At 68.1% G+C, this 16,507-nt stretch carries 14 protein-coding genes and 1 pseudogene; 8 read left to right on the top strand and 7 right to left on the bottom strand.

Annotated elements, in window-relative coordinates; all coding sequences use genetic code 11:
- Positions 1–206: 206 nt before the first annotated feature.
- The 6 genes and pseudogenes from HWX08_RS29050 to HWX08_RS29025 all read left to right on the top strand — a co-directional run.
- Positions 207–338, top strand: a pseudogene (locus HWX08_RS29050) (tryptophan 7-halogenase); the annotation flags it as partial.
- Between the two features lie 35 nt (positions 339–373).
- Positions 374–1,459 carry a monodechloroaminopyrrolnitrin synthase PrnB family protein gene (locus HWX08_RS29045; protein ID WP_174920805.1) on the top strand — a complete coding sequence of 362 codons (1,086 nt, stop codon included), beginning with the start codon at positions 374–376 and terminating at the stop codon, positions 1,457–1,459.
- Between the two features lie 50 nt (positions 1,460–1,509).
- A complete protein-coding gene (locus tag HWX08_RS29040) occupies positions 1,510–3,210 on the top strand; it encodes an NAD(P)/FAD-dependent oxidoreductase (protein WP_069258284.1) in 1,701 nt (566 codons plus the stop codon).
- A 24-nt stretch (positions 3,211–3,234) separates the two neighbouring features.
- Positions 3,235–4,350, top strand: a complete 1,116-nt coding sequence (locus HWX08_RS29035; RefSeq protein ID WP_174920853.1) for a Rieske 2Fe-2S domain-containing protein — start codon at positions 3,235–3,237, stop codon at positions 4,348–4,350.
- A 429-nt stretch (positions 4,351–4,779) separates the two neighbouring features.
- Positions 4,780–5,499 (top strand): response regulator transcription factor, encoded by a 720-nt coding sequence (locus HWX08_RS29030; RefSeq protein WP_174920806.1) that lies wholly within the window; start codon positions 4,780–4,782, stop codon positions 5,497–5,499.
- Positions 5,499–7,004, top strand: coding sequence for a sensor histidine kinase (locus tag HWX08_RS29025; protein WP_174920807.1), 1,506 nt, complete (start codon positions 5,499–5,501; stop codon positions 7,002–7,004). The genes HWX08_RS29030 and HWX08_RS29025 overlap by 1 nt, the downstream gene beginning before the upstream one ends.
- A gap of 28 nt (positions 7,005–7,032) precedes the next feature.
- On the opposite strand, the gene HWX08_RS29020 is transcribed toward HWX08_RS29025, so the two are convergent.
- Both HWX08_RS29020 and HWX08_RS29015 read right to left on the bottom strand, forming a co-directional pair.
- Complete coding sequence (locus HWX08_RS29020; protein WP_107309980.1) at positions 7,033–8,133, bottom strand: AraC family transcriptional regulator; 1,101 nt, start codon at positions 8,131–8,133, stop codon at positions 7,033–7,035.
- 133 nt (positions 8,134–8,266) lie between these two features.
- Positions 8,267–8,722, bottom strand: a complete 456-nt coding sequence (locus HWX08_RS29015; protein WP_174920808.1) for a carboxymuconolactone decarboxylase family protein — start codon at positions 8,720–8,722, stop codon at positions 8,267–8,269.
- A gap of 533 nt (positions 8,723–9,255) precedes the next feature.
- Here HWX08_RS29015 and HWX08_RS29010 point away from each other — a divergent pair.
- The gene (locus HWX08_RS29010; protein WP_174920809.1) at positions 9,256–10,890 is read left to right on the top strand and encodes an AMP-binding protein; all 1,635 of its coding nucleotides are present in this window, start codon (positions 9,256–9,258) and stop codon (positions 10,888–10,890) included.
- The gene (locus HWX08_RS29005) at positions 10,890–12,056 is read left to right on the top strand and encodes an AraC family transcriptional regulator (RefSeq protein ID WP_174920810.1); all 1,167 of its coding nucleotides are present in this window, start codon (positions 10,890–10,892) and stop codon (positions 12,054–12,056) included. Before HWX08_RS29010 ends, HWX08_RS29005 begins: the two co-directional genes overlap by 1 nt.
- Positions 12,057–12,142: 86 nt before the next feature.
- Here the strand turns inward: HWX08_RS29005 and HWX08_RS29000 are convergent, their stop codons facing one another.
- From HWX08_RS29000 to HWX08_RS28980, 5 genes are all read right to left on the bottom strand, one after another.
- Positions 12,143–12,784 (bottom strand): PqiC family protein, encoded by a 642-nt coding sequence (locus HWX08_RS29000; RefSeq protein WP_174920811.1) that lies wholly within the window; start codon positions 12,782–12,784, stop codon positions 12,143–12,145.
- Positions 12,781–14,451 carry a PqiB family protein gene (locus tag HWX08_RS28995; protein ID WP_174920812.1) on the bottom strand — a complete coding sequence of 557 codons (1,671 nt, stop codon included), beginning with the start codon at positions 14,449–14,451 and terminating at the stop codon, positions 12,781–12,783. The genes HWX08_RS29000 and HWX08_RS28995 overlap by 4 nt, the downstream gene beginning before the upstream one ends.
- Positions 14,448–15,095 carry a paraquat-inducible protein A gene (locus HWX08_RS28990; protein ID WP_069258291.1) on the bottom strand — a complete coding sequence of 216 codons (648 nt, stop codon included), beginning with the start codon at positions 15,093–15,095 and terminating at the stop codon, positions 14,448–14,450. Before HWX08_RS28990 ends, HWX08_RS28995 begins: the two co-directional genes overlap by 4 nt.
- On the bottom strand, positions 15,092–15,718 hold the full coding sequence (locus HWX08_RS28985; protein ID WP_174920813.1) for a paraquat-inducible protein A: 627 nt from the start codon (positions 15,716–15,718) through the stop codon (positions 15,092–15,094). Before HWX08_RS28985 ends, HWX08_RS28990 begins: the two co-directional genes overlap by 4 nt.
- Before the next feature lie 239 nt (positions 15,719–15,957).
- Complete coding sequence (locus HWX08_RS28980; RefSeq protein WP_084636054.1) at positions 15,958–16,470, bottom strand: DUF3331 domain-containing protein; 513 nt, start codon at positions 16,468–16,470, stop codon at positions 15,958–15,960.
- Positions 16,471–16,507: the final 37 nt, after the last annotated feature.

Below are 16,507 nucleotides of genomic sequence, written 5' to 3'. Positions count from 1 at the left end.
GAAATAATCAATGGAATTGAACCGAAAATTTATTACAAGGTAAATTGCGTATCTGTTTTTGAATAATTGAATCCGGTGATCAATAAATAATAAAAACCTGTCAAACGTATCAGCTTGTTTTAAATGGTCGTCGGTCTATTCTGGGTTCCGATCAATTGGCCGCCATCGCAGAAGTCCATTCGGGTTTAAATCCTATGGGAAGTGTCATGAGCAATCCGATCAGGAATGCTGCCGTCGTCGGTGGCGGCGCGGCGGGCTGGATGGCCGCTTCGTATCTCGTCACGCCATGCCGGCAGCCGGCGAACCTCACGCGCGTCGAGTCAGCGGCGATTCCCCGGCCCCGGCCGGCACTCGCGCCGCGGGAGATCCGGTAGTGGAGCGCACCCTGGACCGGGTAAGCGCACCGGCGGCCATGCACGCCGCCGTCGCGGCCTGCGATCCGCTGCGGGCGCGCGCGCTCGTGCTGCGACTGCCGGGCCTGAACCGTCAAAAGGATGTGCCCGGCATCGTCGGGCTGTTGCGCGAGTTCCTCCCGGTGCGCGGCGTGCCCGCCGGCTGGGGCTTCGTCGAAGCGGCCGCCGCGATGCGGGACATCGGATTCTTCCTGGGGTCGCTCAAGCGGCACGGACACGAGCCCGTGGACGTGGTGCCCGGGCTCGAGCCGGTGCTGCTCGAACTGGCACGCGCGACCGACCTGCCGCCGCGCGAGACGCTTCTGCACGTGACGGTCTGGAACCCCGCGGCGCCCGACGCGCAGCGCAGCTACACCGGGCTCGACGACGAAGCGCACCTGCTCGAGAGCGTGCGCATCTCGATGGCGGCCCTCGAGGCGGCCATCGCGTTGACCGTCGAGCTTTACGACGTGCCGCTACGCTCGTCCGCGTTCGAGCCAGGGTGCGTCGAGCTGGCGGCCTATCTTCAGAAAATGGTCGAGTCGATCGTCTACGCTTACCGCTTCATCTCGCCGCAAGTCTTCTACGACGAGCTGCGCCCTTTCTACGAACCGATTCAAGTGGGGGGTCGCAGCTACCTCGGCCCCGGTGCGGTGGAAATGCCCCTCTTCGTGCTGGAGCACGTGCTGTGGGGCTCGCAATCGGACCACGCGGCTTATCGGGAATTCAAGGAGACGTACCTGCCCTATGTGCTTCCCGCGTTCAGGGCGATCTACGCCCGGTTCGACGGGAAGCCGGCGCTCGTCGACCGCGTGCTCGGCGACGCGCAGGCGGCCCGCGTGCGGGGCGAGCCCGTCGGGGCAGGGCTCGCGGCCCTCGAGCGGGTCTTCGAAATCCTGCTGCACTTCCGCGCGCCGCACCTCAAATTGGCCGAGCGGACGTACGAGGCCGGGCAAAGCGGCCCGTCGATCGGCAGCGGGGGGTACGCGCCCAGCATGCTCGGCGATCTGCTCACGCTCACGCGTGACGCGCGGTCCCGCGTGCGCGCCGCGCTCGACGCGTGCTGACACCTCACCCGCAGTCCCGTGTGTTTCATCTCACCAGGAGAGTGGCCCCCATGACTCAGCAGAGCCCCGCGAACGGGCGTGACAGCAACCACTTCGACGTGATCATTCTCGGCTCGGGCATGTCCGGCACCCAGATGGGGGCGATCCTGGCCAAGCAGAAGTTTCGTGTCCTGATCGTCGAGGAGTCGTCGCACCCGCGGTTCACGATCGGCGAATCGTCGATCCCCGAGACGTCGCTGATGAACCGCATCATCGCCGATCGCTACGGCATTCCGGAGCTCGACCACATCACGTCGTTCTATGCGACGCAGCGTTACGTCGCGTCGAGCACGGGCATCAAGCGCAACTTCGGCTTCGTGTTCCACAAGCCCGGCCAGGAGCACGACCCGAAGGAGTTCACGCAGTGCGTGATTCCCGAGCTGCCGTGGGGGCCGGAGAGCCATTATTACCGGCAGGACGTCGACGCCTACCTGTTGCAGGCCGCCATCAAATACGGCTGCACGGTCCGCCAGAAGACGAGCGTGACCGAATACCACGCCGACAAGGACGGCGTTGCGGTGGCCACCGCCCAGGGCGAACGATTCACCGGCCGGTACATGATCGACTGCGGCGGGCCCCGCGCGCCGCTCGCAACCAAATTCAATCTCCGCGAAGAGCCGTGCCGCTTCAAGACGCACTCGCGCAGCCTTTATACGCACATGCTCGGGGTCAAGCCGTTCGACGACATCTTCAAGGTCAAGGGGCAGCGCTGGCGCTGGCACGAGGGGACCTTGCACCACATGTTCGAGGGCGGCTGGCTGTGGGTGATTCCGTTCAACAATCACCCGCGTTCGACCAACAACCTGGTGAGCGTCGGTCTGCAGCTCGACCCACGCGTCTACCCGAAAACGGACATTCCCGCGCAGCAGGAATTCGACGAGTTTCTCGCGCGGTTCCCCAGCATCGCGGCGCAGTTCCGCGACGCCGTGCCGGTGCGCGACTGGGTCAAGACCGACCGCCTGCAGTTCTCGTCGCGCGCCTGCGTCGGCGACCGCTACTGCCTGATGCTGCACGCGAACGGGTTCATCGACCCGCTGTTCTCGCGGGGGCTCGAGAACACCGCGGTGACCATCCACGCGCTTGCGGCGCGACTCATCAAGGCGCTGCGCGACGACGATTTCTCCCCCGAGCGCTTCGAGTACATCGAGCGCCTGCAGCAGAAGCTGCTGGACCACAACGACGACTTCGTCAGTTGCTGCTACACGGCGTTCTCGGACTTCCGCCTGTGGGACGCGTTTCACCGGCTATGGGCGGTCGGCACGATCCTCGGGCAGTTCCGGCTCGTGCAGGCCCACGCGCGGTTCCGTGCGTCGCGCGACGAGGCCGACCTCGATCACCTCGACAACAACGCCCCGTACCTCGGGTTCCTGTGCGCGGACATGGAGGGCTACTACCAGTTGTTCAACGACGCCAAAGCCGAGGTCGAGGCCGTGAGCGCCGGGCGCAAGTCGGCGGGGGACGCCGCGGCGCGGATTCACGTGCTCATCAACGAACGGGAGTTCGCGAAGCCGATGTTCGGCTTCGGGTACTGCATCACCGGGGCGCGGCCGCAGCTCAACAACTCGAAGTACAGCCTGGTGCCGGCGATGAAGCTGCTGCACTGGACGCAGACCAGCGCGCCGGCCGAGGTGAAACGGTATTTCGACTACAACCCGATGTTCGCGCTGCTCAGGGCGTACGTCACGACCCGCATCGGCCTGGCGCTGAAGTAGTCGACCGACCCCGGAACGAACATGATCGAAGACGTTCAATTGAAGCAAGCGGAGGCCGCCGTGCATCCCGCGGGGATGTACGACGCGACCACGCGCGTGGCGGCTAGCTGGTACGTCGCGATGCGTTCGGACCGCCTCAAGGACAAGCCGGTGGCGTTGACGCTCTTCGGCCGGCCGTGCGTCGCGTGGCGCGGCGCGACGGGGCGGGCGGTGGTGATGGACCGCCACTGCGCGCACCTGGGCGCGAACCTGGCCGACGGGCAGGTCAAGGACGGGTGCATCCAGTGCCCGTTCCACCACTGGCGGTACGACGAGCAGGGCCAGTGCGCGCACATTCCCGGCCACAGCCAGACGGTGCACCGGCTGGAGCCCGTTCCGCGCGGGGCGCGCCAGCCGACACTGGTCACGGCCGAGCGGTACGGTTACGTGTGGGTCTGGTACGGCTCCCCGCAGCCGCAGCACCCGCTGCCCGACATCGCCGCGGCCGACGTCGACAACGGCGACTTCATGCACCTGCACATCGCGTTCGAGACGACCACGGCGGTCTTGCGGATCGTCGAGAACTTCTACGACGCGCAGCACGCGCACCCCGTCCACGCGCTCCCGATCTCGGCCTTCGAGCTGAAGCTGTTCGACGACTGGCGCCCGTGGCCGGAGGTCGAGCCGCTGGCCCGGGCGGGCGCGTGGTTCGGAGCCGGGATCGACTTCACCGTGGATCGGTACTTCGGGCCGCTCGGCATGCTGTCGCGCGCGCTCGGCCTGAACATGTCGCAGATGAACCTGCACTTCGACGGCTATCCCGGCGGGTGCGTGATGACCGTCGCGCTGGACGGCGTCGCCAAGTACAAGCTGCTCCAGTGCGTGACGCCGGTGAGCGACGGCAGGAACGTCATGCACATGCTCATCTCAATCGAGAAGAGGGGCGGCCCGTTGCGGCGCGCGCTCGACTTCGTGCTGTTCGGACTCCAGACCAGGCAGGCCGCAGGCTACGACGTCAAGATCTGGAACGCGATGAAACCGGACGGCGGCGGCGCGTACAGCAAGTACGACAAGCTCGTGCTCAAGTACCGCGCGTTCTATCGCGGCTGGGTCGATCGCGTCGCCGCAAGCGAGCGGCCCGGCGTGAATCGGCGGCCGTAGCCGGCCGGGCCGCGTCGTTCCGTCGGACGCTCGCGGGCCGGAGAGGGGGAGACGCGTGCGGGTCTGCCGAGGTGCGTGCCTGCTCGGCATTCAACGCATCGGCGGGAAACACGACGCGATTCTTCGATGCGGCGGGTGCCCGGTGCCCGGCGCGCGCCCGAGCCTGGCGCCCGCGCGCCCGCACGCTCCCCGCACGAGCCCGCGTTTTAATTTCAGGGGCCAGACCGCAGAGCCCCGCCATCATTACCTCGCCTCCGGATCACACTCCAAAGTTAAATGAAATGTGATCCCTGCCCGCCGCAAAATTTTGCACAATGGCGGCAGCGCGGCCGGTTGCCGCGATTCCCCCCCCGTGAACCCGGCCTGCCGGACCGGGGCCGGCCCGACCCGAAACCCGACCCCGGCACCGATGTGCCGCCGCCCGCTGCCATGGAACAACCGAAACGCATCCTGATCGTCGAGGACGATGCCGACATCGCCGACGTGCTGAGCCTGCACCTGCGCGACGAGCGCTACGAAGTCGTGCACAGCGCGGACGGGGCCGAAGGGCTGCGCCTGCTCGAACAGGGCGGCTGGGATGCGCTGATCCTCGACCTGATGCTGCCGGGCGTCGACGGCCTCGAGATCTGCCGGCGCGCGCGTGCGATGACGCGCTACACGCCGATCATCATCACGAGCGCGCGTTCGAGCGAGGTGCACCGGATCCTCGGGCTCGAACTCGGCGCCGACGACTACCTGGCCAAGCCGTTCTCGGTGCTCGAACTCGTCGCCCGCGTGAAGGCGCTGCTGCGGCGCGTCGATGCGCTCGCGCGCGATTCGCGGATCGACGCGGGCACGCTCGACGTCGCGGGGCTGGCGATCGACCCGATCGCGCGCGAAGCGAGCGTGGACGGCGCGCGCATCGACCTCACGCCGCGCGAATTCGACCTGCTGTATTTCTTCGCGCGCCACCCGGGCAAGGTGTTTTCGCGGATGGACCTGCTCAATGCGGTATGGGGCTACCAGCACGAAGGCTACGAGCACACGGTCAATACCCACATCAACCGGCTGCGCGCGAAGATCGAGACCGATCCGGCCGAGCCGGTGCGGATCCTCACCGTGTGGGGCCGCGGCTACAAGCTCGCGGCGCCGGGCCAGCGGGACGCATGATGAAGCTCACGCTCACCCAGCGGCTGTCGCTCGTGTTCTCGGTGCTGCTGCTTGCGTGCTCGGGCGCGTCCGCGTGGCTGCAGATCCGCGCGAACGACATGCGCGAGCAGGAAGTCGTGCAGGGGCTGTCGCGCGACCTGGCCGCCAATATCGTCGACAGCGTGACCCACAGCGCGCCGCTGATGGATGCGAACGGGCTGCGACCGGACGCCGTGCGCACGCTGTTCGGCCAGTTGATGGGCGTGAACCCGAGCGTCGAGGTGTACCTGCTCGACAACGCGGGGCGCATCAAGGGCGACGATGCGCCGCCCGGCCACGTGAAGCGCGACCGCGTCGATCTCGCGCCGGTGCAGCGCTTCATCGCGGGCGACCCGCTGCCGATTCTCGGCGACGATCCGCGCAGCCCCGACGCGCGCAAGGTGTTCAGCGCCGCGCCGCTGCAGCGCCCGGGGCAGCCGCCGTCGGGCTACATCTACGTGGTGCTGCTCGGCGAGGCGCACGACCGGCTGGCCGCGCGCGTCGACGCCGGCAACGTGCTGCGCACGACGCTGTGGTCGATGGCGCTCGTCGCGCTGCTCGGCCTGCTCGCGGGGCTCACCGCGTTCAGCTTCATCACGCGGCCGCTGCGCCGGCTGACCGATGCGATGCGCCGCTTCGACGCGAACGGCACGCCCGACACGCAGCCGCCGGTGCCGCGCTCGCCGCCGGGCCGGCGCGGCGACGACATCGTCGTGCTCGAATCCGCGTTCGCGCAGATGGCCGACCGGATCGGCGAACAGTGGCGCGCGCTGACGCACCAGGACCAGCAGCGGCGCGAACTGATCACCAACATTTCGCACGACCTGCGCACGCCGCTCACGTCGCTGCACGGCTATCTGGAAACGCTGTCGCTGAAGGCCGACACGCTCGCCGACACCGAGCGGCGGCGCTACCTGTCGATCGCGCTCGCGCAGAGCGCGAAGGTCGGCCGGCTCGCGCAGGCGCTGTTCGAGCTCGCGCGGCTCGAATCGGGCGGCGTGCAGGCCGAGCGCGAGCCGTTCTCGCTCGTCGATCTCGTGCAGGACGTGTTCCAGAAGTTCGAGCTGACCGCGCAGGCGCGCGGCGTCGCGCTGCATGCGCGGATTCCGCCGCGCGTGCCGGTCGTGTCGGCCGATCTCGGGATGATCGAGCGCGTGCTGACCAACCTGCTCGACAACGCGCTGCGGCACACGCCCGCGCACGGCGAGGTCGAGGTCACGCTCGCGCCGCACGGCGACCGGGTGGTCGTGACCGTTGCCGATACCGGGGAAGGGATTCCGGCGGCGCGCCGCGAAGGGCTGTTCGAGCGGCCGCAGCGGCCGACGAGCGGCGCCGCGATGACGCGCGGCGGGCTCGGGCTGCTGATCGTGCACCGGATGCTGGCGCTCAACGGCAGCAACATCCGGCTGGTCGACCGGCCCGGGCGCGGGGCCGTGTTCGAGTTCGCGCTGGCGGTGGCCACGCCCGCGGCGGGCGACGGCCGCTGAGCGCCGCCCACGCCCGTACCCGCGGGGTTCACGCGCCGCGCTTGCGCCGCACGTCACTCGGCGTCATGCCGGTCCAGCGCTTGAACGCGTGGCGAAACCCCACCGCGTCGCTGAAGCCGAGCGTCAGCGCGATGTCTTCGGTGCTGAGCGTGGTCGTGCTCAGATAGTCGATCGCGAGCGCCTTGCGCACGCTCGCCAGCAGTTCGCTGTACGACGTGCCTTCGGCCTCGAGCTTGCGGCGCAGCGTGCGCGACGTGATGCACAGGATCGCCGCGATTGCGTCGAGGTCCGGAAACTGCCCGGGCGTGCGCGTGAGTTCCTGGTACACGCGCCGCGTGACGCCGGCCTGGCTGCGCAGCTCGTCGAGCAGGCTCGCGCAATGCGACGACACCTGCGCGGCAGTGATCGGATTCGCGAGCTGCGGCGCGCGCGCGAGCCATGCGGCCGGGTAGCTGAGCACATGATGCGGCTGGTCGAACGCGATCGGGCATTCGAGCGCGTCGGCCAGCCGCGCCACGTGCGCGGGCTGCGGCTGCGCGTACTGCGCGCGCGCCGGCACGCACCACGCACCCATCACGTCCTTGATGATCGTCACGTGCAGCGCGAACTGCATGTCGATCAGGAACCGGTACAGCGGCTCGTCGAGATCGGGCAGCGCGACTTCGTGCCGGTCGGGAAACAGCCACGACGCGGTGTCGCCCTGTTCGACCCAGCGGATCGCGAGCATGCCGTTCGCGAGCCGATGATATTTGACGGCCGAGTCGAACGCATGCGCGAGCGATTCCGAACACAGCATCGCGTAGCCGTACATCCCGTAGCTCGACGCGTGCAGCCGCTGGCCGACGCGCACGCCGAGATCGGTGCCGTCGTAGCGGGCGAGCGCGTTGCGCGCGGCCGTGAGGAACTGCAGCGGCGACGTGAGCGTGAACGGGTCCGCGACGGCGGCCGGCGTGAGGCCGGTGCCGTCGAGCACGGCGGCCGGGTCGAGGCCGGCTTGCGCGGCCACGTCGAGCAGCACGGCGAGCTTGGCCGGCGTGAAGCGCTGCTCGCGCAACGCGTGGGTCGTCTCGATGTCCGGCAGGCGCGCTGCGCGGACGGGGGGCGGGTTCAAGGGCGCATTGCGCGGCATGGGAGCATCCTGCGTCCGAATCGATATCGTTTGCGGCACGCAATTCTGCGCGGGATCGGTCCCATCCGCCACAGGGTTCACCCTGATGCGCGCCGGCGCCACCCGGCGCGGCGGCCGCCGGCATCGGCCCGCGTCAGCCGGCCTGGAACACGCCGGCCTGCCACGCGAACGGCTTCGCGAGCCGGTTCCACGTGTTGATCTGCGCGACGATCAGCGTGAGCGTGGCCAATTCGTCTCGATCGAAGTGCGCGCGCGTCGCGTCGACGAGCGCGTCGTCGATCGTGTGTTCGCTGATCAGCGTCAGCGCTTCCGCCCAGCGCAGCGCGGCCTGCTCCTTCGGGCTGTAGAGATCGGGCGTCTCGCGCCACACGGCCAGCAGATGGTAGCGCAGCGGATCGTCGCCGGCGTGGACGCCTTCCTTGACGTGGCGATCGAGACAGTACGCGCAGCCGTTGAGCTGCGACACGCGTGCGCGCACCAGTTCCACGAGCCTGACATCGTGGCCGGTGCGGTTCGTATAGTCCTCGACGTTGAGCACGACGTCGAGCAGCCGGGCGGGGAGTTGTCCAAACGAGATGCGTTCTGGCATGGCGATTGACCTTTGAATGTGCGGGGCAGGATCGTTGGGGGAACCGGCCGTGTTGCTTGCGCCGGCATCGCGTGTGTCAGAACGCTGCGCGATATACGCAGGAATCCTGATTGTCAGGTGGCGGGACCGAGCGGCGAGACAAGGTGACGATGCGCGCACGACCCGTTGTGCGGATGATGCGTATCGGCGGCATCGGCTGCGGCGCGCGGCCCGTTCGGCCGTGGCGAACCGGAAGCGAAGCGATCGTATCAGGCGCGAGCGGCGACAGGAATCGCCCGATCCCGTATGGTGCTCATGCTGATGAGCCGATAGTGGGGCGGTCGACACAGCCCGAACCGATGGTTTCGTGCGTTTTTGTCTAGACAAGAACGCCCCCCGCCTGTCCGTTTCGATCATCTTTCGGCCGCCCGGATCATTTTCAAACTGCGCCGCGCGGGCGATAGTCGCCGGTCAGGCGATGGTCCGCGCTTCTCCGGCGTGCAGGCCGTCGTGCGAACGGCGCGGCCGGCGCGCCGTCCCCCGTGGAGTGAGACATGACGAACAGACACTGGATCGGGTCGTACGGCTCGATCCCCGCCGAGATCGATCCCGATCGCTTTCCTTCCGTAACCGCGCTGCTGGGCGACGCGATGCGTCGTTTCGCCGATCGCCCGGCGTTCCACTCGTATGGCCGCACGCTCAGCTATGCGGACGTCGACCGCCTGTCGACCGCGCTGGCCGCGTATCTGCAGCAGGTCGTGGGCGTACGCAAGGGCGATCGCGTGGCCGTGATGCTGCCCAACGTGCTTGCGTTCCCGGTCGCGTTCGTCGCAGTCGCGAAGATCGGCGCGATCCAGGTCAACGTGAACCCGCTCTACACCGCGCGCGAGCTCGAACATCAGCTGAACGACTCGGGCGTCGAGGTCGCCGTGGTGTGCGGCGGGTCGATGGGCACGTTCGCGGAAGTGGTCGGCGGCACGCGCGTGCGCACCGTGCTGAGCGTCGGGCGCGGCGATCTCGGCGTGGTCGACGCGCCGGCCGGCGCATGCGACGCGCTGCCGCCCGGTTCGATCGCGCTCGCGGACGCGGTGGCCGCCGGCGAGTCGCTTGCGCTCGAACCGGTCGCGCTCGACGGCGCGGACTTGCTGCTGCTGCAGTACACGGGCGGCACGACCGGACTGTCGAAAGGCGCCGCGCTGTCGCACCGCAACCTCGTCGCGAACATCGAGCAGTTCGGCGCGATCGTGCCGGCCGCGCGCGCGCCGGGCGAGGAGGTCGTGGTCACGGCGATCCCGCTGTATCACATCTTCGCGCTGACGGTGAACTTCCTGTCCTACTTCGCGATCGGCGCGCAGAACTGGCTGGTCGCGAACCCGCGCGACATGGACGGCTTCATCGACGTGCTGAAGGCCGCGCGCCCGACGGTGTTCGTCGGCGTGAACACGCTGTACGCGGGGCTCGCCGCGCATCCGCGCCTGCCGGAAGTCGACTGGTCGCGGCTGAAGCTGTCGGCCGGCGGCGGCGCGGCCGTGATCGACGTGATCTCGTCGCGCTGGAAGGCGGTGACGGGCAACTTCATCCGCGAGGGTTACGGGCTGTCGGAAACGTCGCCGGTCGTGTCGTTCAACCCGCAGTCGATCGACTCGTTCACGGGCACCACGGGCGTGCCGCTGCCGTCGACCGACGTGAAGCTGCTCGACGACCAGGACAACGAGGTGGCGATCGGCGGCGCGGGCGAGATCTGCGTGAAGGGGCCGCAGGTGATGGGCGGCTACTGGCAGAAACCGGACGCGAACGCGGCCGCGTTCACGGCCGACGGCTATTTCCGCACCGGCGACGTCGGCGTGTTCGACGAGGCCGGTTTCCTGCGGATCGTCGACCGCAAGAAGGACATGATCATCGTGTCGGGCTTCAACGTGTACCCGAACGAGGTGGAAGCGGTCGCGACCGCCGTGCCGGGCGTCGCCGAATGCGCGTGCATCGGCGTGCCGGACGCGCGCACGGGCGAGGCCGTCAAGCTGTTCGTGGTGCTCGCGCAGGATGCCGCCGTCACGGAAGCGGAACTCGTCGCGCATTGCCGTGCGAGCCTCGCGGGCTACAAGGTGCCGAAGCTCGTTCGCTTCGTCGACCGGCTGCCGAAGTCGACCGTCGGCAAGATCCTGCGCCGGGAACTCAGCCGCACCGACTGATGGCGTCGGCGCGCCGCGCAGGGCCCCGCGCGCCGAGGGCCAGGAAGGCTCCGCGCGAACCGCTCAAGTACAATGCGAGCGGTTCGTTCGACGGGGACGCGATGACCGTTTCAGATTCACTTTCCGCCCAGCCGGGGCCCGAGCCCCGGCCCCGGCGTGCGCTGCCGTCGCCGAGCGCGACGGTGCCGATCTCGCTCGTCAACGGTTTCCTCGCGAGCGCGGGCGCGCAGCGCGACGTGGTCGAGCGCTACCTGCGCGGGGCCGGCATTCCGGTCGAGCTGCTCGGCGAACCGCATGCGCGCGTGACGGAGGAGCAGTTCTCGACGCTGTACCGTACGCTCGCGATCGACCTCGACGACGAAATGCCCGGCATCTTCTCGCGCCCGCTGCGCGGCGGCACGCTGAAGTACCTGTGCCTGAGCCTGCTCGATGCGCGCAACCTCGAAACGGCGCTGCACCGTTTCGGGCAGTTCTTCCATATCCTGCTCGACGATTTCTTCGTCGAATCGAAGCGCGACGGCCTCGTCGCGCAGGTGCTGCTGCGCCCGAACGACGCGATCGGCCCGATCGGCGCGCTCGGCCAGGAGCTGATGCTCAAGCTCGTGCACGGCGTGTGCTCGTGGCTGATCGGGCAGAAGATTCCGCTGCTGCAGATCGAGTTCGCGTGCCCGCGGCCGCGCCATGCGGTCGACCACCTGTACTTCTTCACCGGCGCCGTGCAGTTCGATTCCGAGCGCACGCTGATGCGCTTCAGCGCGGACTACCTCGACGCACCGATCCGGCAGAGCAAGCGCAACCTGCGCAAGTTCCTCGCGCGCGCGCCCGGCGACTGGATCTTCGAATCGTTCAGCGAACAGCTCGTGTGCCATCGCGTGCGGCAGTTCCTGTCGGCGGCGTTGCCCGACCTGCCGGTGATCGACCACGCAGCCGAGCACCTGCATTGCTCGGTGCGCACGCTGAGCCGCCACCTGGCCGCCGAAGGCACGACGTTCCAGGTGCTCAAGGACGAACTGCGGCGCGACATCGCGATCCAGCGGCTCACCGATACGCCGGACACGATCGCGGCAATCGGCGCCGACATCGGCTTCGACGATCCGAGCGCGTTCCACCGCGCGTTCCGGCACTGGACCGGGAGCACGCCGGGTACCTACCGGCGGCGGGCATAACGGGTCGCTTCGAGTTTCAAGGTAGCCGGTTCCCATAACCGGATACCTTCGCGCGCTCCCATGGACGGCTCCCCGAGCCGGAGGATTTACGAATCGGCGGGACAGGCAGGACGCCCGCTGCCGAAGCTGCGCACCGTGCTCGCGATGCGCGCGGCAAACTGCTCGATCATCCGTTGCTGCACGCGCACCATGTCGGCATAGCTGCCGGGGGCGGCTTCGTTGAGCCGCGTGCTGCACGAAATGCGCGCGCCCGGCGTGTCCTGCTGCACACCGACGACCCAGTCGGCTTCGAACTGCGCCATGCTGCCGGGCCACGCGTCGAAGCGGCGCACCTGCGTGCGAATGCTCATGACGGTCTGGTTCGACGGACGCGGCAGGCCGGTGACGTTGCGCGCACCCAGTTGCGCGACGAGCGCCGAAGCAAGCGCCGCGCGCAGCTCGTCGCCGAGCGGCGCGACCCAGCGTTCGTTGTCGAGGATCACCGCGGTGCCCGTGCCGTTGCGCACGACCATCTGCTGCTGGTCGAGCTGCGCGGGAATGCCGACCGGCAACACGTTGATCGCCAGCGGCGCGGCGGCGCGCGCGGTTGTCGACGTCGCGGATGGGGATAGGGACGCGGCCGGCGTAACGAGCGTGTAGTAATGCACCGGGTTCGACGCGCAGCCGGTCAGCGCGATCACGGCGCCGGCGCCCACGGCGATCGCCGTGGCGCGAATCGGGAAACTCATGGTTGTCGTGGCTCCTGCTGGACAGGCGAGGTGGAAGGGTCGACGGGCGCGATCGGCGCGGGATCGGCCCCGGTTCCCCGGAGCAGCGCTTCGGGGCGGCGGCCCAGCATGTCGGCCAGCGTGCGCAGCGAGCGCGCGGTACGCCGGACTTCGGTCAGCGTGTTCGCGAGGTTCTCCTGGAGCGGGCCGTCGTCGGCGATGCCCTGGCGCAACGCGCCGAACGTCTGGTTCGCCTGGTCGAGCGCGCGCGTCGTCGACGGCAGCAACTGGCCGTTGACCTGCGTGAGCGTCGCATCCAGGTTCGTCAGGCTTGAATCGACATGCTTGCCGATCGAATCGAGCGGCATCCTGTTGATCTTGTCGACGATGTCGGCGACTTGCTCCGGCAGCTTGTCGAACGTACTCGGCAGGGTGGGCAAGGTCAGCGGCGTGGCATTCGCATCGAACGGCACCTTCGGCGCGTTCTTCACGAAATCGAGCGAGATGTAGAGCTGCTCCGTCAGCAGGTTGCCGGTACGCGCCTGCGCGCGCAGCCCGTGCTCGACCAGGCCCGCGAGAAACTGGGCCGCGCGCGGATTGCCGTTGCCTTCGGTCTTCTGCAGTTTCTCGACGACGGGGCCGAGCCGATACGGATACACCTTGACCATCACGATCGACTGGAAGCGCCGCGTGGCGCGGTCGAAGTCGAGCTGGGTCGACACGACCTTGCCGATGTCGATGCCGGAGAATTCCACCGGCGCGCCGACCGCGAGCCCGCGCAACGGATGCTCGAAACGAAGCCGAATGAGTTGGGACGGCCCGTCCGGCGCAGCCATCGCGGCGGTTTCGGTGTCGGCGAGCGCAAACAGATGGCCTGCACGGGCGGCCGCCGCGTCGCTGTCTTCCGGTGTCGCGAACGCGATGCCGCCGCCCACGATCGTCGCGACCGACTGGGTCTTCAGCTTCAGGCCGTTCGCGTCGAGCGACAGATCCATGCCGCTCGCGTTCCAGAAGCGCGTATCGGTCGTCACCAGTCGATCGTACGGCGCATCGACGAACACCTGCAGGTTCATGTCGCGGCGCTGCATGTCGAGCTTGTACGACGCGACGTGGCCCACCATCAGATGGCGGTAATAGACCGGCGAGCCGATATCGAGCGAGCCGAGATCGGTGGCGCGCAACGCGAAACTCGTCCCCGGCGTGCCGTTGATGACGGTCGGCGGCGTTTCGAGCCCGGTGTAGGCTTTGCGTGCTTTGTCCGAGCGGCCCGTGTCCATGCCGATGTACGCGCCGGAGAACAGCGTGTCGATGCCCGAGACGCCGCTCATGCCGACGCGTGGCCGCACGACCCAGAACCGCGTGTCGTCGCGAACGAGGTTGCGCGCGTTCTTCACGAACGACACCGTCGCGACCACGTGCGAGCTGTCGTCGCTCAGCGAAATCGCGGTCACGGTGCCGATCACGACGTCCTTGTACTTGACGGGCGTCTTGCCGGCTTCGAGGCCTTGCGCGGTGTTGAACGTGATCGTGATTTCCGGTCCGACGGACCACCACGCGTGGATCACCATCGACAGGCCGATCAACGCCGCGACGAGCGGCACGAGCCAGACGAGCGACGGGCGCACGCGGCCGCGGGTCACGGGCGGATCGCGGGGTTCGAGGCCTTGCGGGCCGGATGCAGGATTCATGCTTCTTCGGCGTCCCAAATGAGGCGTGGGTCAAAACTCATCGCGGACAGCATCGTGAGCATGACGACCAGCCCGAAAAACAAAATGCCGGCGCGCGGCTCGGCCTCGGACAGCGGACCGAACTTCACCAGCGCACAGATGATCGCGATGACCAGCACGTCGAGCATCGACCAGTAGCCGACCAGCTCGACCGCGCGATACAGCACGGCCCGCTCGCGCATGGCCGACACGCTGCGCCGGCCGGTCGTGACGAGCAACGTGCCGAGCGCGAGAAACTTCGCGCACGGCACGACGACGCTCGCGATGAAGATCACTGCCGCGATGCCGTACGAGCCGGCCTTCCAGAACACCACGACGCCGCTGAGGATCGTCGATTCGCTGTGGCTGCCGAGCAGCGTGGTGCGCATCACCGGCAGCAGGTTCGCCGGGAGGTAGAAGATCAGGCCGGCGATCAGGAGCGCCCATGCGCGCACGAGGCTGTCCGGGCGGCGCGCGTGCAGTGCGGACCCGCACCGCGGGCAGCGTTGCGCGTCGGCCGCATGCGAATGTGCATGCTGCGCGGCTAACGCATGCGTGCGGCAGACGAGGCCGCACGCATGGCATCCGACCATGCCCAGCTGGCTGGCGCGCACGGGCAGGCTCACGGGCGGTCTCCGGCAGGTGCCACCGGCACGACCCAGTCCCACAGCTGGCGCGCGTCGTGACCCGCGATCAGCGGGATCAGCACCATCAGCACGGCCGTGGCCCACAGGCCGGCGCCGGGAATGATCTGCATGATGCTCGACAGCTTGATGATCGCGATCAGGATGCCGAGCAAGCCGACCTCGATCATGCTCCACGGACGCAGCGCGACGAGCAGCCGCATCAGCGGGCCGAACGCGGGCGCGCGCCGTCCCGCACGGGCAAAGGCCAGCAGCCAGATCAGCGTGGCGATCTGCAGGAACGGCACCACCACGATGGCGAGCGCCGTCGGAATCGCGATCGGCGCGGCGAAGCCCTGCGCCAGCGCGAGCGCGGATTGCCACAGCGTGGCCTCGCTATGCAGCCCCTGCACGCTGATCCGCATGATCGGGCAGAGATTGGCGATGGCGAACACCACGCCGGCGGCCACCGCCAGCGCGAACCAGCGGTCGATATCGAGCCAGCTCGACCGGAACAGCACGGCCGCACAGCGTTCGCAGCGCGCGACCTCGTGCCGTGCCAGCGCGCGGCGTCGATAGACGCTGTCGCAGTGCTCGCAGGCGATCAGGGTTGGAAACGTGTCCATGGGTTCGGGTGGCGCGTGCATGCGGATTCGATGACTTGCCGCGCAGTGTGCTCGGCGTCGATGGACGTTTTTGTGCGGATTGATGGAGAAACGATGGAGCCGCGCTTTCGGGCGGCGGATCGGCTTCGCCGGGAGACGGATTGCGACGCAGTGCGTGGATGCGCTGCATCCCTTCGAGGGCGACACCGCCACGCCGCGACCGATTTCAGTGCGGTATCCATACGCGCATCGAGCCTCGTCTATTTCGTGATTCGCGCAAAGTCGATACGCGCGATGTGAAGCGCGAGAATCATCGCGGACCAGTTCGTCGGCCGGCCATTTCGCGCGCTGGGCCGGAAAATCTCGTCGCCCGGGTGGATGGGCATGCCGCTAGCCGCGCATGTTCCGGGCCGTCTCGCACATCCTTTATGCCAGCTTTGATAGCCATAATGTCCGCCGGTCGAATCCCGCCACGACAGCACCACCGTGCCGGACGTCGGTCGATCGAGAAAATCGATCGTCGCGCTGTACGTGGACCGAACGGTCAACGTCATTTTTTGACGTATGTCAGCCGCGTAGTCCTTGCGCCGCAAGCCGAACGGCAAACTGTCGCTGCATGCGGTGAGCGAGTGCATGATGCGCTGCCAGCGTTCCGCCGGTTCGATCTCGTCGACCGGAACCGGCCTTGCGCGGCCAATCGGTGAATCGTCGCTTCTTTCCGGCTCGCCGACGTGGCCGGCGATCGAAGCAAAGACGTGTCCAGGATTTCTCATCGTGCACCTCCCATGCGCGCATGCCGTTGCCGGTTCC

The organism is Burkholderia metallica, from assembly GCF_902832845.1.
In the GTDB taxonomy this organism is placed as follows: Bacteria; Pseudomonadota; Gammaproteobacteria; order Burkholderiales; family Burkholderiaceae; genus Burkholderia; species Burkholderia metallica.
Note: the sequence above shows the minus strand (reverse complement) of the source record. Positions and strands in the feature narration are given on the sequence as shown.

Excerpts from the sequence above, each read along its gene's own strand:
- HWX08_RS29040 (WP_069258284.1), top strand. The coding sequence starts at position 1,510 with ATGACTCAGCAGAGCCCCGCGAACGGGCGTGACAGCAACCACTTCGAC.
- HWX08_RS29030 (WP_174920806.1), top strand. The coding sequence starts at position 4,780 with ATGGAACAACCGAAACGCATCCTGATCGTCGAGGACGATGCCGACATC.
- HWX08_RS29025 (WP_174920807.1), top strand. The coding sequence starts at position 5,499 with ATGAAGCTCACGCTCACCCAGCGGCTGTCGCTCGTGTTCTCGGTGCTG.
- HWX08_RS29020 (WP_107309980.1), bottom strand. The coding sequence starts at position 8,133 with ATGCCGCGCAATGCGCCCTTGAACCCGCCCCCCGTCCGCGCAGCGCGC.
- HWX08_RS29015 (WP_174920808.1), bottom strand. The coding sequence starts at position 8,722 with ATGCCAGAACGCATCTCGTTTGGACAACTCCCCGCCCGGCTGCTCGAC.
- HWX08_RS29010 (WP_174920809.1), top strand. The coding sequence starts at position 9,256 with ATGACGAACAGACACTGGATCGGGTCGTACGGCTCGATCCCCGCCGAG.
- HWX08_RS29005 (WP_174920810.1), top strand. The coding sequence starts at position 10,890 with ATGGCGTCGGCGCGCCGCGCAGGGCCCCGCGCGCCGAGGGCCAGGAAG.
- HWX08_RS29000 (WP_174920811.1), bottom strand. The coding sequence starts at position 12,784 with ATGAGTTTCCCGATTCGCGCCACGGCGATCGCCGTGGGCGCCGGCGCC.
- HWX08_RS28995 (WP_174920812.1), bottom strand. The coding sequence starts at position 14,451 with ATGAATCCTGCATCCGGCCCGCAAGGCCTCGAACCCCGCGATCCGCCC.
- HWX08_RS28985 (WP_174920813.1), bottom strand. The coding sequence starts at position 15,718 with ATGGACACGTTTCCAACCCTGATCGCCTGCGAGCACTGCGACAGCGTC.
- HWX08_RS28980 (WP_084636054.1), bottom strand. The coding sequence starts at position 16,470 with ATGAGAAATCCTGGACACGTCTTTGCTTCGATCGCCGGCCACGTCGGC.